Source organism: Burkholderia sp. LMU1-1-1.1, assembly GCF_040675865.1.
Classification (GTDB): Bacteria; Pseudomonadota; Gammaproteobacteria; order Burkholderiales; family Burkholderiaceae_D; genus Rugamonas.
In genome coordinates this window covers 101,125-124,010 of the sequence record NZ_JBEGHG010000013.1, presented here as the reverse complement: position 1 = coordinate 124,010, position 22,886 = coordinate 101,125, and the positions used below count along the sequence as shown (strand labels likewise).

General features: G+C 60.0%; 21 protein-coding genes. 19 read left to right on the top strand and 2 right to left on the bottom strand.

All coding sequences use genetic code 11. The features are described 5' to 3' along the window. Positions 1-128: 128 nt before the first annotated feature. Positions 129-815 carry a 5'-methylthioadenosine/adenosylhomocysteine nucleosidase gene (locus MRBLMU1_RS14870; RefSeq protein ID WP_363502623.1) on the bottom strand — a complete coding sequence of 229 codons (687 nt, stop codon included), beginning with the start codon at positions 813-815 and terminating at the stop codon, positions 129-131. A 987-nt stretch (positions 816-1,802) separates the two neighbouring features. Here MRBLMU1_RS14870 and MRBLMU1_RS14865 point away from each other — a divergent pair. The 8 genes from MRBLMU1_RS14865 (at position 1,803) to MRBLMU1_RS14830 (ending at position 11,607) form a co-directional block, all read left to right on the top strand. Then, positions 1,803-2,840 (top strand): NAD(P)H-dependent flavin oxidoreductase, encoded by a 1,038-nt coding sequence (locus MRBLMU1_RS14865; RefSeq protein ID WP_363502632.1) that lies wholly within the window; start codon positions 1,803-1,805, stop codon positions 2,838-2,840. Positions 2,841-2,909: 69 nt separating this feature from the next. Then, a complete protein-coding gene (locus MRBLMU1_RS14860) occupies positions 2,910-4,538 on the top strand; it encodes a GMC family oxidoreductase (protein WP_363502621.1) in 1,629 nt (542 codons plus the stop codon). 124 nt (positions 4,539-4,662) lie between these two features. Further along, on the top strand, positions 4,663-5,433 hold the full coding sequence (locus MRBLMU1_RS14855) for an ABC transporter ATP-binding protein (protein WP_363502619.1): 771 nt from the start codon (positions 4,663-4,665) through the stop codon (positions 5,431-5,433). Continuing rightward, positions 5,433-6,140, top strand: coding sequence for an ABC transporter ATP-binding protein (locus MRBLMU1_RS14850; protein ID WP_363502617.1), 708 nt, complete (start codon positions 5,433-5,435; stop codon positions 6,138-6,140). Before MRBLMU1_RS14855 ends, MRBLMU1_RS14850 begins: the two co-directional genes overlap by 1 nt. Before the next feature lie 63 nt (positions 6,141-6,203). Then, positions 6,204-7,412, top strand: a complete 1,209-nt coding sequence (locus MRBLMU1_RS14845) for an ABC transporter substrate-binding protein (protein WP_363502615.1) — start codon at positions 6,204-6,206, stop codon at positions 7,410-7,412. Between the two features lie 139 nt (positions 7,413-7,551). After that, complete coding sequence (locus tag MRBLMU1_RS14840) at positions 7,552-8,436, top strand: branched-chain amino acid ABC transporter permease (RefSeq protein ID WP_363502613.1); 885 nt, start codon at positions 7,552-7,554, stop codon at positions 8,434-8,436. A gap of 9 nt (positions 8,437-8,445) precedes the next feature. Next, the gene (locus MRBLMU1_RS14835) at positions 8,446-9,420 is read left to right on the top strand and encodes a branched-chain amino acid ABC transporter permease (RefSeq protein WP_363502611.1); all 975 of its coding nucleotides are present in this window, start codon (positions 8,446-8,448) and stop codon (positions 9,418-9,420) included. A gap of 129 nt (positions 9,421-9,549) precedes the next feature. Further along, positions 9,550-11,607 carry a 3-hydroxybutyrate oligomer hydrolase family protein gene (locus MRBLMU1_RS14830; RefSeq protein WP_363502609.1) on the top strand — a complete coding sequence of 686 codons (2,058 nt, stop codon included), beginning with the start codon at positions 9,550-9,552 and terminating at the stop codon, positions 11,605-11,607. Between the two features lie 25 nt (positions 11,608-11,632). Here MRBLMU1_RS14830 and MRBLMU1_RS14825 read toward each other — a convergent pair whose 3' ends face one another. Further along, positions 11,633-12,799, bottom strand: a complete 1,167-nt coding sequence (locus tag MRBLMU1_RS14825; RefSeq protein WP_363502607.1) for an iron-containing alcohol dehydrogenase — start codon at positions 12,797-12,799, stop codon at positions 11,633-11,635. 123 nt (positions 12,800-12,922) lie between these two features. On the opposite strand from MRBLMU1_RS14825, the gene MRBLMU1_RS14820 reads away from it, so the two are divergent. From MRBLMU1_RS14820 to atpA, 11 genes are all read left to right on the top strand, one after another. Next, a complete protein-coding gene (locus MRBLMU1_RS14820) occupies positions 12,923-13,687 on the top strand; it encodes a sulfite exporter TauE/SafE family protein (protein WP_363502605.1) in 765 nt (254 codons plus the stop codon). A gap of 188 nt (positions 13,688-13,875) precedes the next feature. Beyond that, positions 13,876-15,819, top strand: a complete 1,944-nt coding sequence (gene mnmG / locus MRBLMU1_RS14815; protein ID WP_363502603.1) for a tRNA uridine-5-carboxymethylaminomethyl(34) synthesis enzyme MnmG — start codon at positions 13,876-13,878, stop codon at positions 15,817-15,819. Beyond that, complete coding sequence (rsmG, locus tag MRBLMU1_RS14810; protein WP_363502601.1) at positions 15,816-16,466, top strand: 16S rRNA (guanine(527)-N(7))-methyltransferase RsmG; 651 nt, start codon at positions 15,816-15,818, stop codon at positions 16,464-16,466. The genes mnmG and rsmG overlap by 4 nt, the downstream gene beginning before the upstream one ends. Positions 16,467-16,598: 132 nt before the next feature. Next, positions 16,599-17,369 carry a ParA family protein gene (locus tag MRBLMU1_RS14805; RefSeq protein WP_090324157.1) on the top strand — a complete coding sequence of 257 codons (771 nt, stop codon included), beginning with the start codon at positions 16,599-16,601 and terminating at the stop codon, positions 17,367-17,369. 18 nt (positions 17,370-17,387) lie between these two features. After that, on the top strand, positions 17,388-18,275 hold the full coding sequence (locus MRBLMU1_RS14800; protein ID WP_363502599.1) for a ParB/RepB/Spo0J family partition protein: 888 nt from the start codon (positions 17,388-17,390) through the stop codon (positions 18,273-18,275). 281 nt (positions 18,276-18,556) lie between these two features. Then, entirely contained in the window at positions 18,557-18,982 is a 426-nt protein-coding gene (locus MRBLMU1_RS14795; protein ID WP_363502597.1) for an ATP synthase subunit I, read from the top strand. Positions 18,983-19,002: 20 nt separating this feature from the next. After that, on the top strand, positions 19,003-19,806 hold the full coding sequence (gene atpB, locus MRBLMU1_RS14790) for a F0F1 ATP synthase subunit A (protein WP_363502595.1): 804 nt from the start codon (positions 19,003-19,005) through the stop codon (positions 19,804-19,806). Positions 19,807-19,881: 75 nt separating this feature from the next. After that, positions 19,882-20,148 carry a F0F1 ATP synthase subunit C gene (gene atpE, locus MRBLMU1_RS14785; protein ID WP_371857200.1) on the top strand — a complete coding sequence of 89 codons (267 nt, stop codon included), beginning with the start codon at positions 19,882-19,884 and terminating at the stop codon, positions 20,146-20,148. Between the two features lie 42 nt (positions 20,149-20,190). Further along, on the top strand, positions 20,191-20,661 hold the full coding sequence (locus MRBLMU1_RS14780) for a F0F1 ATP synthase subunit B (protein WP_090324147.1): 471 nt from the start codon (positions 20,191-20,193) through the stop codon (positions 20,659-20,661). Positions 20,662-20,663: 2 nt separating this feature from the next. Further along, positions 20,664-21,209 (top strand): F0F1 ATP synthase subunit delta, encoded by a 546-nt coding sequence (locus MRBLMU1_RS14775; RefSeq protein WP_363502592.1) that lies wholly within the window; start codon positions 20,664-20,666, stop codon positions 21,207-21,209. Between the two features lie 76 nt (positions 21,210-21,285). After that, the gene (gene atpA / locus MRBLMU1_RS14770) at positions 21,286-22,827 is read left to right on the top strand and encodes a F0F1 ATP synthase subunit alpha (RefSeq protein WP_090324142.1); all 1,542 of its coding nucleotides are present in this window, start codon (positions 21,286-21,288) and stop codon (positions 22,825-22,827) included. The last annotated feature ends 59 nt before the right edge of the window (positions 22,828-22,886 follow it).

The window sequence follows — 22,886 nt, the reverse complement described above, 5'->3', positions numbered from 1 at the left end:
AGGTCTATAGCGAGGGAAATGGCATCTGATAGCATCGTGCCGGCAAGTTAACACTTCCGGCCGCCGTTTACAACAAAAATGCCGCTAAAAGCTTAAGTTAGCGGCATTAGGACCTGACCCCGGAGTTGCTATGGTTTGCAGAAGTTGTGGATAACCTCGTATGCATAGCGCGATGCTACCGTTTTGATGAAATGCATGAAGTCGACGGCGGCGTCGTCGTTGGCGTTGTCGGAGATCGTGCGGATCACCGCGAACGGGATGCCAAGCTCGAAACATACTTGCGCGACTGCCGCGCCTTCCATCTCTACTGCTAATAATTCAGGCAATCCGGCTTTGATGGCCTGGATTTGCGCCAGTTTCCCTATGAACTGGTCGCCGCTGGCGATCAATCCGCGATGCACACGCGTGGTTTTGGCGGCTGCGATGGCCAATCTTTCCGTCAGAGCAACGTCGGTGGCGAAGCGCGATAGCCCGGTCAGCGGGATTTCAAACCGGGGAAACAGCGGGCTGGCATCGAAATCATGCTGAAGCAGCGCTTCCGCGACGACCATATCCCCGACTTTGACGTTTTTATCCCCGCTTCCAGCAACGCCGGTGAAGACGATGTGGGTAACTCCGAACTTTTCCACAAGGATTGCAGCTGTCATTGCCGCTGCAACCTTGCCTATACGCGACAGAACGCACACAGCGTCGATTTCCCAGAGTTTCCCGGTCGTGTACTCCCTCATGCCATGGACGTGCTTGTAGGGGCTCTCAAGGGCTTCTATCAGCCCATGCTGTTCTTCAGCCAACGCACTAATGATGCCTAAACGCATGTCTTTTCCTGAATTTCAAGTGGAGGGCTGTGGATTTTCTGCGAGTTCTCCACAGTGCGAAGCAAAAAACAGTCGATTTTAAGGCGTTTTTTGCTGTGTAAACGGGTCTTCGTCCACGTAGAGGGCCTCAGATTTCGTCAGAAATCTGCGCTTTTTCGGGTTTTCGGGTCGGTTTTCGCTTTTCCGGGTTTAGTAGTTTACAAAGATATATATAAAAATAGTAGTAGTAGTAAACGGGCATTTAGCTGTGGATAAGTTCTGTATACGTTTACGAATCATTGGTTTACGCGAAAGATAAGCACTTGCATAAGCGCTGTACCATTTACGGAGCAATTCTGTATAAAATGTCGGCCCTTGGATAACTTCGAGCTTACTCACAACTCATCCTGTGGATATCCAGTAAGTTATTCACAGGCAGCACGGTTTTGCAGTGTTTTCAGAGCTTTTCAGCAACATCAACAACGGCCACAGCGCCGAATCTCATCTAAACCACGTAGGGCGGATTAGCGAGGCGTAATCGGCCAGGGTTCGTCGACGGCTCATCGATGGCCGATTACGACCTTCGGTCTAATCCGCCCTACGTGTCTATATAGCAATTTTTTGTTTTGCAGGTCGTCGCGTGTATGCCGAACACTGTCCTCGATCAGTGCTACTACTTTTTTTTGACACAAAGGTCTTCAGGCGCTTGCGCCTCGGTTTTTGGGGTTTTCTTCGAGCCGCGTGAACTATGGTTTACTCTAAAGATGTATATATAAAAATAGTAGTAGTTGTTAACGTAGACACTTTTCTGTGGATAAGTCCTCATTTTGGATTAGAATCAGGCGTTTACGAACTTCATAAGCAGGCTCGTAAGCCGTGTATGACGAAAGAACTGTTTTGGGATAAGAAAACAGCTCCCCAGAAATTTTTTGTTTACTCACATATCGTGCCTGTGGATATCCATAGACTTATCCACAGGAGTAAGTGGACCTTACAGTGAGAAATATGATGAATCTGACATCCGTTTTTCCGCATCCAATCATCCAGGGGCCTACCGCAGGCGGCCCCAATACACCGGCCCAAGTCGCCGCTGTGTCCAACGCCGGTGCCCTCGGTTCGTTGGCTTGCTCCCTACTTTCTCCAGCTGCGATCCGCGAACAAACCGCGCAAATCCGTGCCTTGACCGGTAAACCTTTTTGCCTCAACTTCTTTGTCCTGGAGACTCCGCAGCCTGATCCGGCTGAAATAAGCAAGGCTGTCGAATGGCTGAAGCCGCTTTGGTCGTCGCTGGGCTGGACCGAGTTGCCTACGCCCGCCAAATGGTGCGAGGACTTCGCCGCACAGTTTGAAACCTTGATAGAACTGCGCCCGGCTGTCGCCAGCTTTACTTTCGGCATCCTAAGCGCGGAGCAAATCCAGCGTTTGCATGACGCTGGCATTGTCGTGATCGGTACTATCACCCACGCCGAGGAAGCCATCGCCTGGCAGAGCAGGGGAGCCGATGCGGTGATCGCGTCCGGTACCGAGTCGGGCGGCCATCGCGGCACCTTCATCGGCGCTCAGGAAGACGCGACCTTAAAAACGTTCGAATTGCTGCCGACGATAGTCGCGGCAGTGGATATCCCCGTCATCGCTGCCGGCGGCATCATGGACGGCGCCGATATCAAGCGGGCACTGGACATGGGCGCGCAGGCGGTACAGATGGGAACCGCCTTTCTGGTGACCGACGAATCGGCAATTAATCCACACTACAAACAACGTTTGTTGACCGCTGGCGACCATCCGACCCGGCTCACGCGCACCTTTTCCGGACGCTATGCCCGTGGCCTGGTGAACCGTTTGATGCGGGAACTGGAACCGGTCGAAGCGCAATTGCCCGCATATCCCGTTCAAAATGCGCTAACTACACCGATCCGCGCCGAGGCGGCCAAGCGTGGCGATACCGAGTTGATGTCGCTGTGGTGCGGCACCGGTGTTGCGCGCGCGCGCCCCATGCCCGCCGCCAAGCTTGTTGAAACATTGCTATCGGAGATGAACGCAGCGTAGACTAAGGCTGAGACCGCCGAGAGAGCCCAAACGCCCCGGCATACCGAGTCATCCTTGGAGGAGCAGTTTTTGGAATCAGCAGGCGACTACGATTACATCATCATTGGGGCAGGCTCGGCTGGCTGCGTGTTGGCAAACCGTTTAAGCGCGGACAGGAACGTCGACGTCCTGCTGATCGAGGCGGGCGGCAGGGACGATTATGTTTGGATACATATCCCCGTCGGCTATCTGCATTGCATCGACAATCCGCGTACCGACTGGATGTTCCGCACCGAAGCCGACGCCGGCCTTAATGGGCGCAGCCTGCTTTACCCGCGCGGCAAAGTACTAGGCGGAAGCTCCTCCATCAACGGCATGATTTACATGCGCGGCCAGGCAGGCGACTACGACCGCTGGGCCGATCTGACCGGCGACGCCAGCTGGCGCTGGGACGCGGTGCTGCCGCTATTTAAAAAGAGCGAGGATTATCACGGCGGCGCTTCCGAAGAGCATGGCGCAGGCGGTCCGTGGCGCGTGGAAAAACAGCGCCTGTCTTGGCAGATACTGGACGCGTTCCGCGATGCCGCCGAGCAGAACGGTATCGCGAAGGTCGACGATTTCAATCGCGGCGACAACGCCGGCTGCGGTTACTTCGAGGTCAATCAAAAACGCGGCATCCGCTGGAACACGGCGAAGGCTTTCCTCAAGCCGGTATCGGGCCGGCCCAATCTGACCGTGATGACCGGCTGCCACGTGGAACGCCTGCAGATCGAAATGACCGACCAGGGACCGGTGTGCAAAGGTGTGATTTTCACCGGCGGCGGCACCAGGTATCAAGCGATGGCCGCGAAAGAAACCGTGCTGGCGGCTGGTGCCGTTGGTTCGCCGCAGATTTTGCAGTGCTCCGGTATCGGCTCGGCCGCGAAGCTGCTCCACCATGGCATCGCGCCGCTGGCCGACCTGCCCGGCGTCGGTGAAAACCTTCAAGACCATCTGCAACTGCGCATGATTTACAAGCTCGGCGGTGGCGCCCGCACCTTGAACACGATGGCGTCGAACTGGTTCGGCAAAATGAAGATCGGCCTGGAGTACGCGATGTTCCAGAGCGGGCCGATGTCGATGGCGCCGTCGCAGCTGGGCGCGTTCGCGCGCTCCGATGCCAATCAGCCGACGCCCAATCTTCAATATCACGTGCAGCCCTTGTCGCTGGAAAAATTCGGCGACCCTTTGCACGCCTTCCCCGCGTTCACCGCGAGCGTGTGCAACCTGCGTCCGACATCGCGCGGCCATGTGCATATCGCCGGCGCCGATTCGTACGCGCCTCCCAAGATTTCGCCGATGTATTTGAGCACCGCCGAGGACCGCAAAGTGGCGGCGGCGGCGCTGACGTTGACGCGCCAAATAGTCGCTTCGCCGGCGCTGAAAAAGTTCTCGCCCGAAGAATACAAGCCCGGCATCCAGTACCGCACGGAGGAAGAACTCGCCGAGGCGGCGGGCCATATCGGCACCACCATCTTCCATCCGGTCGGCACCTGCAAGATGGGCCGCGCCGACGATCCGACCGCCGTCGTCGATAGCGAATTGCGTGTCATCGGCGTGACCGGCCTGCGCGTTGTCGATGCATCCATCATGCCATTTATCACATCCGGAAACACCAATTCACCGACGATCATGATCGCCGAAAAAGCTTCAGAAATGATCCGTTCAGCCCGGAAGTAAAGGGCGCGCCTGTTAGCGTTAGATCAAAAGTAAGTAGTAGTTATACTGTATTGTTAGCTAATTTTTTACTCTGTATGATCTAAAAAAATTTAGTACCTTGAACCATAAAAGCAAGGGAGACAGGATGTCCGGTGTTATCTTGGAAACGAAGAACTTGACCAAGCAGTTCAGAGGTTTTACTGCGGTCAACGACGTCAATTTGAAAGTACAGCGCGGTCACATCCACGCGCTGATCGGCCCCAACGGCGCCGGTAAAACCACATGCTTCAATCTGCTCACGAAATTCCTGGTGCCCACTTCGGGCCAGATCCTGTTCAACGAAAAGGACATCACCGCGGCCAAGCCGGCGCAGATAGCCCGCATGGGCGTGATCCGTTCGTTCCAGATTTCAGCGGTCTTCCCCCACCTCACGGTGCTGCAAAATGTCCGCATCGGATTGCAGCGGCAGTTGGGGACGAGCTTCCATTTCTGGCAGAGCGAACGCGCGTTGGACAAGCTCAACGACCGTGCGATGCAACTGCTGGCCGAGGTCGATCTGACCGAGTTCGCCGACACCGTCACCGTCGACATGCCTTACGGGCGCAAGCGCGCTTTGGAGATCGCCACCACCCTGGCGATGGAGCCCGAGCTGATGCTGCTCGATGAACCGACGCAGGGCATGGGCCACGAGGACGTGCACCGCGTAACCGACCTCATCAAAAAAGTCTCGGCCGGCCGCACCATTTTGATGGTCGAACACAATATGAAAGTCGTGTCCGGCATCTGCGACAAGATCTCCGTTTTGCAGCGCGGCGCCATGCTGGCCGAGGGCTCCTACGCCGAGGTCTCGCGCAACCCGCAAGTGATGGAGGCGTACATGGGCACCGAGGCCGCCGAGCTGGAAGGAGCCCACTGATGACGGCCGCCCTGCAAATCTCCGACCTGCAAACCTGGTACGGCGAATCGCACATCCTGCACAACGTCAACCTGACGGTGCAGCCCGGCGAAGTCGTCACCTTGTTGGGCCGTAACGGCGCCGGCCGCACCACCACCCTGCGCGCCATCATGGGATTGACCGGCGCGCGCAAGGGCTCGATCAAGATCAACGGCGTCGAGGCGATCGGTTTTCCGACGCATAAAATCGCCCACCTCGGCGTCGGCTATTGCCCCGAGGAGCGCGGCATTTTCGCCTCGTTGTCGACCGAGGAAAACCTGTTGCTGCCGCCGCAGTTGTCGACCGGCGACAAGGGCATGTCGATCAAGGAAATCTACGCGATGTTCCCCAACCTGGAGGAGCGCAAGCACAGCCAGGGCACGCGCCTGTCGGGTGGCGAGCAGCAGATGCTGGCGGTGGCGCGCATCCTGCGCACCGGCGCGCGCCTGTTGCTGCTCGATGAAATTTCGGAGGGCCTCGCGCCTGTCATCGTGCAAGGCTTGGCGCGCATGATCACCACCTTGAAATCGAAGGGCTACACCATCGTCATGGTGGAACAGAATTTCCGGTTCGCCGCGCCGCTGGCGGACCGGTTTTATGTGATGGAGCACGGTCAGATCGTCGAGACCTTTGTTTCATCCGAATTGAGCGACAAGATGCCGGTGCTGACCGAGTTGCTTGGCGTGTAGAAAATTATTTCATCGTTCTGTGAGCATACAAATCTAAATCACGACTTTTCGAACGGAGACAAAATGAAACTCAAAGCTATCACCATCGCCGCCACCGCCATCTGCGCGCTGGGCCTGTCGTTCGCCGCGCAAGCCCAGGTTTCCGGCGACACCATCAAGATCGGCATGATCACCGACATGTCCGGCCTGTATACGGATATCGACGGCGCCGGCGGCGCCGAGGCCATCAAAATGGCGATCGCGGACGCCGGCGTCGTCATCGCCGGCAAGAAGGTGGAGTTCATTTCCGCCGACCACCAGAACAAGGCCGACATCGCCGCCTCCAAGGCGCGTGAATGGTTCGACCAGCAGGGCGTCGACATGCTGATCGGCGGCACCAACTCGGGCGCCAACCTGGCCATGGCCAAGGTGGCCGCCGAGAAGAAAAAAGTCTTCATCTCGATCGGCGCCGGCTCGGCCCGCCTGACCAACGAGGAATGCACGCCTTACACCGTGCACTACGCCTACGACACCATCGCGCTGGCGCGCGGCACCGGCGGCGCCATCGTCAAGCAGGGCGGCAAGAACTGGTACTTCATGACCGCCGACTACGCCTTCGGCCAGTCGCTGGAAAAGGATACGTCGGACGTGGTCAAGGCCGCCGGCGGCAAGGTGATGGGCTCGGTCAAGCACCCGTTGTCGGCGTCGGACTTCTCGTCCTTCCTGCTGCAGGCGCAGTCGTCGGGCGCGCAGATCCTCGGCCTGGCCAACGCCGGCGGCGACGCGATCAATTCGATCAAGGCCGCCAACGAGTTCGGCATCACGAAGAAAATGAAACTGGCCGGCTTGCTGATCTTCATCAACGACGTCCACTCGCTGGGTCTGAACCTGACGCAGGGCATGTACCTGACCGACGGCTGGTACTGGGATCAAAATCCGGAAACGCGCGCCTGGTCGAAACGCTACTTCGACAAGATGAAGAAGGAGCCGTCGATGCTGCAGGCCGCCGACTACTCGGCCGCCGCCAACTACCTGAAGGCGGTCAAGGCCGTGGGCACCGACGACTCCGACAAGGTCATGGCCTATCTGAAGGCCAACAAGATCAACGATATGTTCGCCAAGAACGGCGTGATCCGTCCGGACGGCCGCATGGTCCACGACATGTTCCTGATGGAAGTGAAGAAGCCGTCCGAATCGAAATATCCGTGGGATTACTACAAGGTCGTGGCCACCATTCCGGGCGACCAGGCGTACGCCACCAAGGCCGAAACCAAATGCAGCCTGTGGAAATAAGCTGAGTTGTACACAGGGCCGGCGCAGCGCCACTCCGCGTGGCGAGGCGCCGGTCCGTTCCGTTCTTTGTTGTTGACCTTGTTTTTGTCCTCTTATCCTGCCTCGCCGTCCGGCCAGGTGCTCTTTAGACTGTGATCTCATGGAAATTTTCGGCTATCCCTTGAGCGTATGGATGAGCCAGCTGCTGCTGGGGCTGGTGAACGGCTCCTTCTACGCGATGCTGTCACTCGGCCTGGCCGTCATCTTTGGCCTTCTCAACGTTATTAACTTTTCCCACGGCGCCCTGTACATGATGGGCGCCTTCGTGGCCTGGATGGGGATGACTTACTTCGGTCTGAACTATTGGACCATGCTGCTGCTGGCGCCGCTGATCATCGGCGTGTTCGGCATCGTTATCGAAAAGACCATGCTGCGCCACCTGTACAAGCTCGACCATTTGTACGGATTGCTGCTGACTTTCGGTATCACCTTGCTGGTGGAGGGCGTGTTCCGGTCCTTCTACGGCGTCTCGGGCCAGCCGTTCCAGGTGCCCGACGCGCTGGCCGGCGCCACCGACCTCGGCTTCATGGTGATGCCGAACTACCGCGCCTGGGTCGTCGTGGCGTCCGTGGTGGTCTGCATGGCCACCTGGTACGTGATCGAAAAGACCAAACTGGGGGCCTATTTGCGCGCCGGCACCGAGAATCCGAAGCTGGTGGAAGCGTTCGGGATCAACGTGCCGCTGATGGTGACGCTCACCTACGGCTTCGGCGTCGCTTTGGCGGGCTTTGCAGGGGTGCTGGCGGCCCCGATCATCCAGGTGCAGCCCCTGATGGGTCAGAACCTGATTATCGTCGTATTCGCCGTTGTGGTGATCGGTGGCATGGGGTCGATCATGGGCTCGATCCTTACCGGCCTCGGCCTGGGCGTGATCGAAGGCCTGACCAAGGTGGTGTATGCGCCGTTTTCGTCGACGGTGGTGTTCCTCGTGATGGTAGTCGTGCTGTTGATCCGTCCCGCTGGTTTGTTCGGTAAAGAAAAATAGGAGGGACGGATGAACAAGAAAATCGGTTATCTCATCGCTTTCGCGATCGCGCTGTCGGCGCCGTTCATCGGCTATCCGGTGTTCCTGGCCAAGCTGCTGTGCTTCGTGCTGTTCGCCTGCGCCTTCAACCTGCTGATCGGCTTCACCGGCTTGCTGTCGTTCGGCCACGCCGCCTTCTTCGGCGGCGCCGGCTATGTGGCCGGCAACGCGCTCAAGGTATGGGGCTGGCCGACCGAGCTCGGCATTCTGGCCGGCGTCGCCGGCGCCGCCTTGCTGGGCCTGGTGATGGGCGGGCTGGCGATCCGCCGCCAGGGCATCTACTTTTCGATGATCACCCTGGCGCTGGCGCAGATGGTGTTCTTCGGCGCCCTCAGCGCCGGCGAGTTCACCGGCGGCGAGGACGGCCTGCAAGGCGTTCCACGTGGAAAACTGCTCGGCATGATCGACCTGTCCAACGACACCACGCTGTACTTCTTTGTGCTGGCCATCGCCGTGCTGGCGTTCATGCTGATCGTGCGCATCGTCCATTCGCCGTTCGGCCAGGTGCTCAAGGCGATCAAGGAGAACGAACCGCGCGCCATCTCGCTGGGCTACGACGTCGACAAGTACAAGCTGCTGGCCTTCGTGCTGTCGGCCGCGCTGGCCGGCCTGGCGGGTTCCACCAAGGTGCTGGTGCAGGGCTTCGAGACCTTGACCGACGTCCACTGGACCATGTCGGGCCTGGTGATTCTGATGACCCTGGTGGGCGGCATGGGCACCCTGGCCGGTCCGATCCTGGGCGCGGTGATCATCATCATGCTGGAAAACAAGCTGGGCGACTGGGGCATCTACCTGACCCGGGTCACCGGCATCGAATGGTTCAACACCATCGGCGAAGCCGTCACCATGGTGATCGGCCTGATTTTCATCGTCTGCGTGTTGTTATTCCGCCGCGGAATCATCGGCGAAATCGTCGCCAAGCTCGGCAACAAGAAGCCCGCATGATCTAGCACAGACGCCGGACGTTCTGTCCGGCGTCCTTTTCAAATCGAGAGTAAATTTTTTTGTCTGGCCGTTGGCTGGATTGGGGGTAGTCCGTCCGTTGCTTTGAGACTTACTGAAGAAGAGGATGACATGCATACGAAGAAAATCACGCTGGCGCTGGCCGGCATCGCACTGACCGCTTGCGGCCATCACCATGATGGGCCGGAGATCATCAACGAGCGTCCCAGTTTTCTCGGCACCATCACCGCGAAGACCTACGACGGCGTCAGCGACGATTTGCTGACCGCCGGCCTGGGGGCGACCGGTCTGGCCGGTCCGGTGCCTACCTACGTCAATGACGCGAACCCGACAGCGGCCGAACTGCGCCGCAACGCCATCTGGTCCAACTACCGCGCCATCCAGGACATCAGCTCGGCCGCCGGCTTCGGCCGGCTGTACGGCCCGAACGTGGACGCCAACGGCACGCCCACGACCGGCGAGGGCAAGATCGCCGGCAGCGAGTTCATCGCCTACGCCGACGACGGCAGCGGCAACCAGAACGTCACCTTGATGGTGCAGATCCCCACCAGCTTTGATGTCGACAAGCCCTGCATCATTACCGGTGTGTCGAGCGGCTCGCGCGGGATCTACGGCGCCATCGGCACGTCCGGCGAGTGGGGCCTGAAGAACAAGTGCGCGGTCGCCTATGCCGACAAGGGCTCGGGGACCGGCCTGTACACCTTCGACGACGACAGCGTGAACCTGCAGAACGGTGTGCGCGCCACCCGGACCGCGGCCGGCAAGAACTCCAACTTCACGCCGGTGCTCAGCGATGCCGACCGCGCCGCCTTCGCCACCGGCAGGCCGGGACGCGTCGCCTTCAAGCACGCGCACTCGCAACAGAATCCCGAGAAGGACTGGGGCAAGAACACGCTGCAGGCGGTCGAGTTCGCGTTCTACATCCTGAACGAGCAGTACGGCCGGTACGCCCGGGACAACACCCACCACGTGGTGCGCTTCACGCCGACCAACACGATCACCATCGGTTCCAGCATCTCCAACGGCGCCGCCTCGGCCTTGCTGGCGGCAGAGCAGGACACCAGGGGCCTGATCGACGGCGTGGCCGCCACCGAGCCGCAGATCCAGCCGCGCACCGCGACCGGCTATTCGATCCGCCAGAACGGCGTGCCGGCGACGGGGCAGGGCAAGTGGCTGATCGACTACTCGACCTACGCCGCGCTGTACCAGCCGTGCATCGCCGCCACGGCGGCCGCTCCGGGCCGCTGCACGGCGCTGGTCGCCAAGGGGCTGCTGACCGGCGCGGACTTGGCGGCGCAGCAGCTCGACGCCCGCGCGCGGCTACGCGCCTACGGCTGGCTGCCGGACTCCGACGTGCTGCAGGCCTCGCACGCGCTGACCACGGTGCTGGTGGCCGTGACCTACGCCAACGCCTACGGCCGCTTCTCGGTGACCGACCAGCTGTGCGGATTCACTTTCGCGCCGGTTGACGCGACCGGTTCGCCGGTGCCGTTCACGCCGGCCCAGCGCGCCGTCAGCTTCGCCACCCAGAATGGCATCATCGGCACGCCTATCTATGAAGCGTCGGTGGGCGGACCCAAGTCCTACAACCTGGGCGTGTCGCCAAGCACCAATCTGGCCGACCAGTCGCTGGATGGCTTCCTGTGCCTGCGGGCGCTGGCGACCGGCATCGACCCGGTCAACGGCAACGCCCTGACCGGCACATTGGCCGAGCAAAGCGCGCGCGTCCGCTCCGGCGCGGCCGAGGTCCTGGCAACCGGCAATTTGCATGGCAAGCCGGCGATCATCGCCGCCGGCCGCAGCGACACGCTGATGGTGGTGAACTTTAATTCGCGTGCCTATCTGGGGTTGAACGCGTTGGCCGAGGGGCCAGCGAGCAAGCTGCGCTACATCGAGGTGCTGAACGCCAACCATTTCGACACCTTCACCAGCGTCTTCCCGCAGAACATCGTGCCGTTGCACATCTATCTGTTCCGCGCGCTGGATGCGATGATGGCCCACCTGCGCAATCCGACCGTTCCGCTGCCGCCGTCGCAGGTGGTGCGCACGGTGACGCGGCCGGACGCGACCACGCCGATGACAGTGGCCAACGTACCGCCGTTCGTGCAGGCGCCGGCGCCGGGCAACCTCATTACCGTCAGCGGCACGACGGTGGATGTTCCGAATTAAAGTTTGATGTTGAAAGCGCCGGCGTTTACAGCGCCGCCGCGTAAATCGCCCTGGCATCGTCGCGCGTGACGGTGCGGGGGTTGTTCCCCAACAGACGGGTCTGGAGCATGGCATCGTCCGCCAGTTGATCCAGATCCGTTTCTTTTATGCCGACCTGCTGCAAGGTCCGCTCTATCCCGGTCAGGGTCGCTATTTGTTGCATCGCAACAACCAAGGCTTCCGCGCGCGCCTCCACGCTGCCGCTTGCTTCCGGCACGACGATTTCCGCCAACTCCGCATACAGGCCAGCCGCCGCCGGCAGGTTGAAGCGCAGCACGTGCGGCAGCACCAGAGAGTTCGACAAGCCATGTGGCACGTGGAACGTGCCGCCGATCGGATAGGCGAGGGCGTGCACCGCCGCCACCGGAGCATTGGAGAACGCCTGCCCGGCCAGCATCGCACCCAGCAGCATGGCCTGCCGCGCGGTCAGGTTGCGTCCGTTCTCGCAGGCGGGGATCAGGCTGGCCGACAGCAGGCCGAGCGCCTTGCGCGCGAGGATATCGGACAGCGGGTTCTTTTTGTGGCGGCTGGTGTAAGCCTCGATCGCGTGGACCATGGCGTCGATGCCGGTGGCGGCCGTGACCAGTGGTGGCAGTCCCAGGGTGAGCTCGGCGTCCAGCAAGGCCATGTCGGCGTACAGCTGGGGCGCGACCACGCCCATCTTGGTGGTGGCGCCGGTCGTGACGATGGCGATGTTGGTGACCTCCGAACCGGTGCCGGCGGTGGTGGGGATTTGCACCAGCGGCAGCCGGTTCCCCTTGACGTTGCCGATGCCGTAGATGGCGCCGATTTCCTGCTCGCCGCCGGCCAGCACGGCGATCAATTTGGCGACGTCCATCGAGCTGCCGCCGCCCAAGCCGATGACGATGTCGGTGCCATGTTGGCGTGCGGCGGCGACGGCTTCCAGGACGATCTGCTCCGGTGGATCGGCGACGACGTTGGAGTAGATGCCGACATCGATGCCGGCCGCCCGCAGGCTGGCGACAGGGGCATCGACCAGTCCCGTTTTGAGGAAGCCTGGATCGGTGACGAGCAGGGCGCGTTTGACGGCAGGGAAGCGTTGGGCGATGTGCTCGCCGAGTTTGGCGGCGGCCCCCAGTTCGGAGACGATGTGGGCGACGGTGCTGAAAGTGAATGCGGGGAAATCGTTCATGGCTGTGGTCCGTGAGGTGGTGGATTTCACGTGGAAGCTTACATGATCGCGGGAGGGGGACGTCGGGTGCCCTGCTAATTTCTTCCGTACAATGTGGCTTTTGCGCGTTGGGATAGACAGGTCATGGTTGAGTATGCGGTGTTGGGTGTGGCGGCGTTCAGTGCCGGCTTGGTGGATGCGGTGGTCGGCGGCGGAGGACTGATACAACTGCCCGCGATGTTTTCGATATTTCCCAACATGGCGCCGGCCACGATCATCGGCACCAACAAGCTGGCCAGCATCGCCGGCACCAGCGTCGCGGCGGTGAGCTACGCGCGCCGCGTCGCCATCGCCTGGACCGTCGCCGCACCGGCGGCTTTCGCCGCGCTGATCTTCTCCTTCTTTGGCGCCTACACCGTCACCAAGGTTTCGCCTGATTTCTTCCGCACGGTGCTCCCCGTCGTGCTGCTTGCCGTAGCCATCTACACCTTCGCCAGGAAGGACTTCGGCAGCGTGCACGCGCCGCTGCACACCGGCCGCAAGGAGCAGACGCTGGCGCTGCTGATCGGCTCCGGCATTGGCTTCTACGACGGCTTCTTCGGTCCCGGCACCGGTAGCTTCCTGGTGTTCCTGTTCGTGCGGATCTTCGGCTTCGACTTCCTCGGCGCATCGGCCGTAGCCAAGATTGTCAACGTTGCCTGCAACCTGTCGGCGCTGGTCTGGTTCGGCTACAGCGGCCACCTGATCTGGCAACTGGGCGCGATGATGGCCGTGTGCCAGATAGCCGGTTCCATCATCGGGACCCGGCTGGCAATGAAGCACGGCAGCGGGTTTGTCCGCAAACTGTTCCTGGTGGTGGTGTCGATATTGATCGTAAAGACCGGCTACGACGCCTGGATACGCTGGTAGATTGTTTCACGTGGAACAGTGAGACCTCTTGAAAAGGGATGCTTGTTTGATGACAAGCATCCTTTTTTTCATTGTTTCACGTGGAACAATGATGCAAACAAGACGAAAATATTTTGCCTAAAAAAGTCGCAGCTCTCAAAAGACTTTATAATCGGTGCTTGATCCCTTCGCTTTTACCCAATTCCATCATGTTATTTCCAACTAATTTCGACGTCATCGTCGTCGGCGGTGGTCACGCCGGTACCGAGGCGGCCCTCGCTTCCGCTCGCATGGGGCAGAAGACTTTGCTCTTGACGCACAACATAGAGACCCTGGGCCAGATGTCGTGCAACCCTTCCATCGGCGGTATCGGCAAAGGCCATCTGGTCAAGGAAGTCGATGCCATGGGCGGCGCCATGGCGATCGCCACCGACGAATCGGGCATCCAGTTCCGTATCCTGAACTCGTCCAAAGGCCCGGCGGTACGCGCCACGCGCGCGCAGGCCGACCGTATTTTGTACAAGGCCGCCATCCGCTCGCGCCTGGAAAACCAGCCCAACCTGTGGCTGTTCCAGCAGGCTGTCGACGATCTGATGGTGGAGGGCGATCGCGTGGTCGGCGCCGTCACCCAGATCGGCCTGAAGTTCCTGGCGCCCGCCGTCGTGCTGACCGCCGGTACCTTCCTCGACGGGAAGATCCATGTGGGCTTGCAGAACTACTCAGCGGGCCGTGCAGGCGATCCGCCGGCGATCTCGCTGTCCGCCCGCCTGAAGGAACTGAAGCTGCCACAGGGCCGTTTAAAGACCGGCACGCCGCCTCGCATCGACGGCCGCAGCATCGACTTCTCGCTGATGACCGAGCAGCCGGGCGACCTCGATCCGGTGCCGGTGTTCTCGGTGATGGGCAACGCCGCCATGCACCCGGCGCAAATGCCGTGCTGGGTCACGCACACCAACGCCAAAACCCACGACATCATCCGTGCCGGTTTGGACCGCAGCCCGATGTACACCGGCGTCATCGAAGGCGTCGGCCCGCGCTATTGCCCGTCGATCGAGGACAAGATCCACCGCTTCTCGGCCAAGGAATCGCATCAGATTTTCCTGGAACCGGAAGGCTTGACGACCAACGAATTCTATCCAAACGGCATCTCCACCAGCCTGCCTTTCGACGTCCAGATCGAGCTGGTGCGGTCGATGAAGGGCATGGAAAACGCCCACATCCTGCGTCCCGGCTACGCCATCGAGTACGATTATTTCGACCCGCGCGGCCTCAAGGCGTCGCTGGAAACCAAGGCTGTCAGCGGCCTGTACTTCGCCGGCCAGATCAACGGCACCACCGGTTACGAGGAAGCTGCGGCGCAAGGCATGCTCGCAGGCCTCAACGCGGCGCTGCAAACCCAGGGCAAGGAAGCCTGGACGCCGGCCCGTTCTGAGGCTTATCTGGGGGTGCTGGTCGACGATCTGGTCACGCAGGGCGTGCTGGAACCGTACCGCATGTTCACCAGCCGCGCCGAGTATCGCCTCAGCCTGCGCGAGGATAACGCCGACATGCGCCTGACCGAAATCGGCCGCAAACTCGGCTGCGTCGGCGACGCACAGTGGGAAGCGTTCGAGAAAAAACGCGAAGCCGTGGCGCTGGAACTGGAGCGCCTGCGTTCCACGTGGGTGAATCCACGCATCCTGGAGGCGGCAGAATCCGAGCGCGTCATCGGCCAGGCGATCGAACGCGAATACTCGCTGGCGGACCTGCTGCGCCGTCCAGGCGTCGAGTACGAGAAGCTGATGAGCCTGTCCGGCATCGATGGCCGCGAGCTCGCCGGTCCCGGCGTGAGCGACGACGCGGTGCGCGAGCAGGTGGAAATCCAGCTCAAATATTCGGGCTACATCGACCGCCAAACCAAGGAAGTCGAGCGCCACGAGCACTACGAAAACCTGAAATTGCCGGAAGGTTTCAGCTATCTGGACATCACCGCGCTGTCGGTGGAAGTGCGCCAGAAGCTGCATGCGCAGCGTCCGGAGACCCTGGGCCAGGCGTCGCGCATCTCCGGTGTGACGCCGGCGGCGATTTCGCTGCTGCTGGTGCACCTGAAAAAGGCCGGTTTCGGCGGCTACCTGAATGACAAAAACGCGCAGAAAGACGAGGCAGTTCAATGAAGGTGTTTGACCGTGTAGTTGTCGCGGATGTTTTAAAACAAGGCATCAAAGATCTGAAGCTGGACCTCGGCGACGATCAAGTGGAGAAGCTGCTGGACTATCTGGCGCTGCTGAACAAGTGGAATTCGGTCTACAACCTGACGTCGGTACGCGATCCGATGCAGATGGTGACCCTGCATTTGCTCGATTCGCTGGCTGCCGTGCCGGCTTTCGCTGGCGCGAAAAACGTGCTGGATGTGGGCGCGGGTGGTGGTTTGCCCGGCATGGTGCTGGCGATCAGCCGCCCGGACATGAAGGTGTCGATGATCGATACGGTGCACAAGAAGACCGCGTTCCTGAACCAGGTGAAGGCGGAGCTGGGCCTGTCCAACGTGACGGTGTACACCAAGCGCGTGGAGCAGCTGGAAGTGAAGACGAAGTTCGATGTCATCACCTCGCGCGCCTTCGCGGACCTGTCGGACTTCGTCAACTGGTCGGGCCACTTGCTGCAAGAGGGCGGGCGGTTCATAGCCCTGAAAGGGACGGCTCCAGAGGAGGAAAGAGAGCGGCTTCCAGAGCCATGGAAAGTGCGCAAATTGGAGCCTTTGACGGTGCCGGGGCTGGAGGCGGAACGCCATCTGGTGTTCATAGAGGCAGAAATTGTATAAATCATTTATATCGTATAAATCGTTTATACCGTATAAACAGTATAAATCGTTTATACCGTTTTAATAGTATAAATAATTTTTTAAAAACGAGACCGCGGCGTCCGAAACTAAAAAGAGATCGATAAGAACTACATGGCAAAAATTTTCTGCGTAGCGAATCAAAAAGGTGGAGTTGGCAAAACAACAACCACCGTCAACCTGGCCGCCGGATTGGCAAAGCTGAACCAGCGCGTGCTGCTGGTGGACCTGGACCCGCAAGGCAACGCGACGATGGGCGCGGGCATCAACAAGGCGGGCCTGCCCGCGTCGACCTATGAGGTGATGCTGGGCGAATCGGACGTGGCGACCGCGCGCCAGCGTTCGGAGCCGGGCAAGTTCGACGTGCTGCCGTCCAACCGCGAGCTGGCCGGCGCGGAGGTGGAGATGGTCTCGCTGGACAACCGCGAGCGCCGCCTGAAGGACGCGCTGGCCGCCGTCGACAAGGAGTACGACTTCATCCTGATCGACTGCCCGCCGGCGTTGTCGATGCTGACCCTGAACGGCCTGTGTGCCGCGCACGGCGTCATCATCCCGATGCAGTGCGAGTACTACGCGCTCGAAGGCTTGTCCGACCTGGTCAACACCATCAAGAAGGTGCATGCCAACCTCAATCCCGATCTGAAGATCATCGGCCTGCTGCGCGTGATGTTCGATCCGCGCATGACGCTGTCGCAGCAGGTGTCGGCGCAGCTTGAGCAGCACTTCGGCGACAAGGTCTTTAAAACCATTATCCCGCGCAACGTGCGTCTGGCCGAAGCGCCGTCGTATGGTTTGCCTGGCGTCACGTTCGATCCATCCTCCAAGGGTGCGCAGGCGTATATCGCCTTCGGCGCCGAGATGGTCGCGCGCATTAAAAAAATGTAACGTAGAGATTCCCACATCATGGCAACCAAAAAACTCAAGGGCCTCGGTCGCGGCCTCGAAGCGCTGCTCGGCGGCGACGGCGATCTGACCACGGCGGACGCCAACACCCCGTCCGAACTGAACGTCACGCAAATGCAGGCCGGTAAGTACCAGCCGCGCACCCGCATGGACGAGGGCGGTTTGCAGGAGCTGGCCGCGTCGATCAAGAGCCAGGGCATCATGCAGCCGATCCTGGTGCGTCCGGTCGGCACCAACAAACTGACCGGCGAGATCAAGTACGAGATCATCGCCGGCGAACGCCGTTTCCGCGCCGCGCAAATCGCCGGTCTGGAAGTGCTCCCCGTTTTGGTGCGCGATGTGGACGATCAGGCCGCCGCCGCGATGGCGCTGATCGAGAACATGCAGCGCGAGGATTTGAATCCGCTGGAAGAGGCGCAGGGCATCCACCGCCTGATCACCGATTTCAGTTTCACGCACGAGCAGGCGGCCAGCGCCGTCGGCCGCTCGCGCAGCGCGGTGTCGAACCTGTTGCGTTTGATGAATCTGGCGTCGGCGGTGCAAACCATGCTGATGGCCGGCGACATCGACATGGGCCACGCGCGCGCGCTGTTGTCGGTCGATGCCGCCACGCAGATCAATCTTGCCAACATGGTCATCGCCAAGCGGTTGTCGGTACGCGAAACCGAAAAGCTGGTGGCCAAGACCCTGGAAGAGCAAAAGGCGTCGCCAACCGAGGCGCGCCAAAAAGAAAAGTCGGGCGACATCGTCCGCCTGGAAGAAGAGCTGTCCGACAAGCTGGCCACGCCGGTGGTGTTCAAGATGGGAACGAAGGGGCGCGGCCAGATGATCATCGACTTCGCCGACCTTGACATCCTGGACGGCGTCCTAGCAAGATTGCGCGCCTAACCCAGAGCCGCCACGGAAACACGTAGGGCGGATTAGGCGGAACGCCGTAATCGGCCATCGACGAGCCGCCGAGGGCGCTACCATGGCCGATTACGCTTCGCTAATCCGCCCTACGTGTTTCAGACAACGCCCAAGCATCCGGAATTTTTGCCCCAAAATCAACAAAATGCCAAACGTTTAACTGGCTCCAAAGTGGTGCAAAGCCATCCGAAATGTTTATAAAAGCGTCTCTTTCGCGCACAAAATGCTCTGCTGCGGTGCAGCAATGTTTGACGTGATACATGAAAGACACATATAATCACGCGTCTTTGGGTTTTATCGGCTTTTTTTGGAGCTCGGCAGTGAGTAAATCGACGAGTAATTCCAAGCCGATGTTTAAAGTCGTCGCCCTCCAGCTGGCCATCGTCACTGGATTCGCCTTGCTCGCCTGGAACTTGGGCGGAGTAACCAAAGCTTGGTCGGCCGCCTATGGCGGAGCAATCGCAGTCATCGGGAGTCTGATGTACGCGATGATTGTTGCGGGCGGAACAAATGACCCCAAAAAAGTTTTCCGGTCGCATGTAAAGGCCGAAGTAACGAAAATATTTATCACGGTAGTGCTGTTTGTTGTGGCACTGGCGCTGTTTCAGTCGGCCTCTTGGTTATGGCTGATCTTGGGTTTCGCGGTGGCAACCTTGGCGTACTGGTTCTCACTGCTAGCAATTTAATCACCAAAATCTAAACTTTTATGACCACAGAAAACGCTGCAGGAGCGCATCAAGCTGCGCCGACCTCAATTGAGTATATCCAGCATCACCTGACTCACCTGAAAAATGCCGAAGGCACGATCAACCTGGACACGTTCTGGGTTTCGGCCATTCTGGGACTGATTTTCCTGGGCGTGTTTTACATGGCGTCGCGTAAAGCGACCGCCGGCGTCCCGGGCAAGCTGCAAAACTTCGTCGAAGCCGTGATGGAACTGGTCAACGAAGTGGTCAATTCGGCCTTCCACGCCAAGAGCAAGGTCATCGCCCCGCTGGCGATCACCATCTTCTGCTGGGTCTGGCTGATGAACGCGATGGACTTCCTGCCGGTCGACCTGCTGCCCAAGCTGCTCGGCTACTTCGGCGTGCACTATCTGCGCGTCGTGCCGACCGCCGACGTCAACCACACTTTCGGCATGTCGTTCGGCGTCATGCTCTGCATTATTGGTTTCTCGATCAAAGCCAAGGGTCTCGGCGGCTGGGGTAAAGAGTTGCTGACCGCCCCGTTCCACGCCCATGGCTTCATGGCCATCGTGCTGGCGCCGGTCAACTTCATCTTCCAGATGATCGAGTTGCTGGCCAAGCCACTGTCGCTGTCGCTGCGACTCTTCGGCAATATGTACGCCGGCGAGCTGCTGTTCATTCTGATCGCTCTGCTGCCATGGTGGGCGCAGTGGCTGCTGGGTGGTCCTTGGGTTATCTTCCACATCCTGGTGGTGACCCTGCAAGCGTTTGTGTTTATGGCGTTGACGGTTGTCTATCTGAGCCTTGCGGTTGAGAAGCACTAACAACAAATCGTTTTATCTTTTTTAGTATCTGTAGTCTTTTTTAAAATCTTAGGAGAAATTTCAATGCAAGCTCTGATCGCACAAGTACAAAGCATGACCGTTCTGGCCGCAGCAATCATCATCGGTCTGGCCGCTATCGGCACCGCACTCGGTTTCGCAATTCTGGGCGGCAAATTCCTGGAAGCGTCGGCCCGTCAACCAGAACTGATGCCACAACTGCAAACCAAGCTGTTCGTTATCGCTGGTCTGCTGGATGCGATCTCGATGATCGGCGTCGGCGTTGCTCTGCTGTACACCTTCAGCAACCCGTTCCTGGCTGCCGTTCTGTCCGCTGCTCAGTAATCCGCTCCACCCTAGGAGAAACTTTTAGTTAGGAGCAAAGGTATGGACATCAATATGTCTCTCATCGGTCAGATGATCACCTTCGCGGTGCTGGTCTGGGTATCGATGAAGTTCGTATTTCCATCGCTGAACGCAGCGTTGGATGAGCGTGCCAAGCGTATCGCTGACGGTCTGGCCGCGGCCGACCAAGGCCAGGCTGCGATGGTCGTCGCTGAAAAGCGCGCCGCCGAAGCACTGACCAGTGCACGCGAAGAAGCTTCGCAACGTGTTGCCGACGCCGAAAAGCGCGCGCAACTGGTGGCTGAAGAAATCAAAGCGAATGCACAAGCCGAAGCGGACCGCATCATTGCGCAAGCCAAGGCAGATGCCGATCAGCAACTGGCCAAGGCGCGCGACACGCTGCGCGCTCAGGTGGCTGACCTGGCTGTGAAGGGCGCCGAGCAAATCTTGAAGCGCGAAGTCAACGCCTCGGCCCACGCCGATCTGTTGTCGCGCCTGTCTGTCGAGCTGTAATCATGGCAGAAAACGCAACCGTCGCCCGTCCCTACGCGGAAGCTTTGTTCCGCGTAGCCCAAGCAGGTAAGGAATCGTTCAACCTCGCGGCGTGGTCCGAACTGGTGGCCGAATTGGCCCAGATCGGTGCCCACCCCGAGGTGCAAGCATTCGCCCGCAACCCGAAGACCTCGGCAAGCGACGTGAGCGCCGCCATTACGGCCCTGGTGAAGTCGCCTTTGACCCCGGAAGCGAACAACTTCCTGGCGATGCTGGTCGACAACGGCCGTATCAGTCTGCTGCCGGAAATCGGCGCGCAATTCCAGGCGTTGAAAAACGCCACGGAAGGCGCCGCGGACGCCGAGATCACCAGCGCCTTCGAGCTGAACGCCGCTCAAGTCGCCGAACTGATCGCGACACTGGAAAAGAAATTCAGCCGCAAGCTGAACCCGGTCGTGACCGTGGATCCGGCGTTGATCGGTGGCGTGCGCGTGGTGGTCGGCGATGAAGTGCTGGACACTTCGGTCCGCGCCAAGCTGTCGCAGATGCGTATGGCACTGGCCGCCTAAGGCGCAAGCCGGCGGACCCGCTTAGAACAGATTCTTCCCCTCGCGCAAGCTGAGAGAAACACTTTTAGGAGTTAGTATGCAACTCAACCCATCTGAAATCAGCGAGCTGATCAAGAGCCGTATCCAAGGCCTTGATGGCGGCGCTGAAGTACGCAACCAAGGCACGGTTATTTCCGTCGCCGACGGTATCGTCCGCATCCACGGCCTGTCGGAAGTGATGCAGGGCGAAATGCTGGAATTCCCAGGTAACACCTTCGGTCTGGCGATGAACCTGGAGCGTGACTCCGTTGGCGCCGTGATTCTGGGTGCTTACGAGCACATCTCCGAAGGCGACACGGTCAAGTGCACCGGCCGCATCCTGGAAGTGCCGGTCGGTCCTGAACTGCGCGGCCGTGTGGTCAACGCGCTGGGCCAGCCGATCGACGGCAAGGGCGCCATCGACGCCAAGCTGACGTCACCGATCGAAAAGATCGCACCGGGCGTTATCGCCCGTGAGTCCGTCTCGCAGCCTATGCAGACCGGTCTGAAATCGATCGACGCGATGGTACCGATCGGCCGTGGCCAGCGCGAGCTGATCATTGGCGACCGTCAAACCGGTAAATCGGCCGTGGCCGTTGATGCGATCATCAACCAAAAAGGCCAGGGCGTGACGTGTATCTACGTCGCCATCGGTCAAAAAGCCTCGACCATCAAAAACATCGTGCGCTCGCTGGAAACGCACGGCGCGCTCGAGTACACCATCGTGGTCGCTGCGACCGCGTCGGAATCGGCGGCGATGCAATACATCTCGGCCTACTCGGGCTGCACGATGGGCGAATACTTCCGCGACCGCGGCGAAGACGCGCTGATCGTCTACGATGACTTGTCCAAGCAAGCCGTCGCCTACCGTCAGATCTCGCTGCTGCTGCGCCGCCCACCAGGCCGCGAAGCGTACCCAGGCGACGTGTTCTACCTGCACTCGCGTCTGCTGGAACGCGCGGCCCGCGTGAACGCCGACTACGTGTCCGCCTTCACCAACGGCGCCGTCACCGGCAAGACCGGTTCGCTGACCGCGCTGCCGATCATCGAAACCCAGGCCGGCGACGTTTCGGCGTTCGTTCCAACCAACGTGATTTCGATCACCGACGGTCAGATCTTCCTGGAAACTTCGCTGTTCAACTCGGGCATCCGTCCTGCGATCAACGCCGGTATCTCGGTGTCGCGCGTCGGTGGCGCCGCTCAGACCAAGGTCATCAAAAACCTGTCCGGCGGTATCCGTACCGACTTGGCGCAGTACCGTGAGCTGGCCGCGTTCGCGCAGTTCGCCTCGGACCTGGACGAATCGACCCGCAAACAGCTGGACCGTGGCGCGCGCGTCACCGAACTGCTGAAGCAAGCCCAGTACTCGCCACTGTCGATCTCGCTGATGGCCGCTTCGCTGTTCGCAGTGAACAAGGGCTACCTGGACGACGTGCCGGTCAAGAAGGTGCTGTCGTTCGAAGCCGGCCTGCACGCCTACCTGAAGACTAAGCAAGCTGATCTGCTGTCGAAGATTGAATCGTCGAAGCAACTGGACAAAGACGGCGAAGCAACGCTGTCGGCCGCGGTTGCCGACTTCAAGAAATCCGGCGCATTTTAAGCGGCACGGGCGGTCCAGCTTAGGCTGAGACCGCCCTCAGCGCAGAAGGAGTAAGGACT

Bases quoted from the DNA above. Each gene is read 5' to 3' on its own strand.
- MRBLMU1_RS14845 (WP_363502615.1), top strand. From the start codon at position 6,204: ATGAAACTCAAAGCTATCACCATCGCCGCCACCGCCATCTGCGCGCTG.
- MRBLMU1_RS14830 (WP_363502609.1), top strand. From the start codon at position 9,550: ATGCATACGAAGAAAATCACGCTGGCGCTGGCCGGCATCGCACTGACC.
- rsmG (WP_363502601.1), top strand. From the start codon at position 15,816: ATGAAGGTGTTTGACCGTGTAGTTGTCGCGGATGTTTTAAAACAAGGC.
- atpB (WP_363502595.1), top strand. From the start codon at position 19,003: ATGACCACAGAAAACGCTGCAGGAGCGCATCAAGCTGCGCCGACCTCA.
- MRBLMU1_RS14835 (WP_363502611.1), top strand. From the start codon at position 8,446: ATGAACAAGAAAATCGGTTATCTCATCGCTTTCGCGATCGCGCTGTCG.
- MRBLMU1_RS14820 (WP_363502605.1), top strand. From the start codon at position 12,923: ATGGTTGAGTATGCGGTGTTGGGTGTGGCGGCGTTCAGTGCCGGCTTG.
- MRBLMU1_RS14840 (WP_363502613.1), top strand. From the start codon at position 7,552: ATGGAAATTTTCGGCTATCCCTTGAGCGTATGGATGAGCCAGCTGCTG.
- MRBLMU1_RS14795 (WP_363502597.1), top strand. From the start codon at position 18,557: ATGAAAGACACATATAATCACGCGTCTTTGGGTTTTATCGGCTTTTTT.
- mnmG (WP_363502603.1), top strand. From the start codon at position 13,876: ATGTTATTTCCAACTAATTTCGACGTCATCGTCGTCGGCGGTGGTCAC.
- MRBLMU1_RS14870 (WP_363502623.1), bottom strand. From the start codon at position 815: ATGCGTTTAGGCATCATTAGTGCGTTGGCTGAAGAACAGCATGGGCTG.
- MRBLMU1_RS14775 (WP_363502592.1), top strand. From the start codon at position 20,664: ATGGCAGAAAACGCAACCGTCGCCCGTCCCTACGCGGAAGCTTTGTTC.
- MRBLMU1_RS14805 (WP_090324157.1), top strand. From the start codon at position 16,599: ATGGCAAAAATTTTCTGCGTAGCGAATCAAAAAGGTGGAGTTGGCAAA.
- MRBLMU1_RS14855 (WP_363502619.1), top strand. From the start codon at position 4,663: ATGTCCGGTGTTATCTTGGAAACGAAGAACTTGACCAAGCAGTTCAGA.
- MRBLMU1_RS14780 (WP_090324147.1), top strand. From the start codon at position 20,191: ATGGACATCAATATGTCTCTCATCGGTCAGATGATCACCTTCGCGGTG.
- MRBLMU1_RS14850 (WP_363502617.1), top strand. From the start codon at position 5,433: ATGACGGCCGCCCTGCAAATCTCCGACCTGCAAACCTGGTACGGCGAA.
- atpA (WP_090324142.1), top strand. From the start codon at position 21,286: ATGCAACTCAACCCATCTGAAATCAGCGAGCTGATCAAGAGCCGTATC.
- MRBLMU1_RS14800 (WP_363502599.1), top strand. From the start codon at position 17,388: ATGGCAACCAAAAAACTCAAGGGCCTCGGTCGCGGCCTCGAAGCGCTG.
- MRBLMU1_RS14825 (WP_363502607.1), bottom strand. From the start codon at position 12,799: ATGAACGATTTCCCCGCATTCACTTTCAGCACCGTCGCCCACATCGTC.
- MRBLMU1_RS14865 (WP_363502632.1), top strand. From the start codon at position 1,803: ATGAATCTGACATCCGTTTTTCCGCATCCAATCATCCAGGGGCCTACC.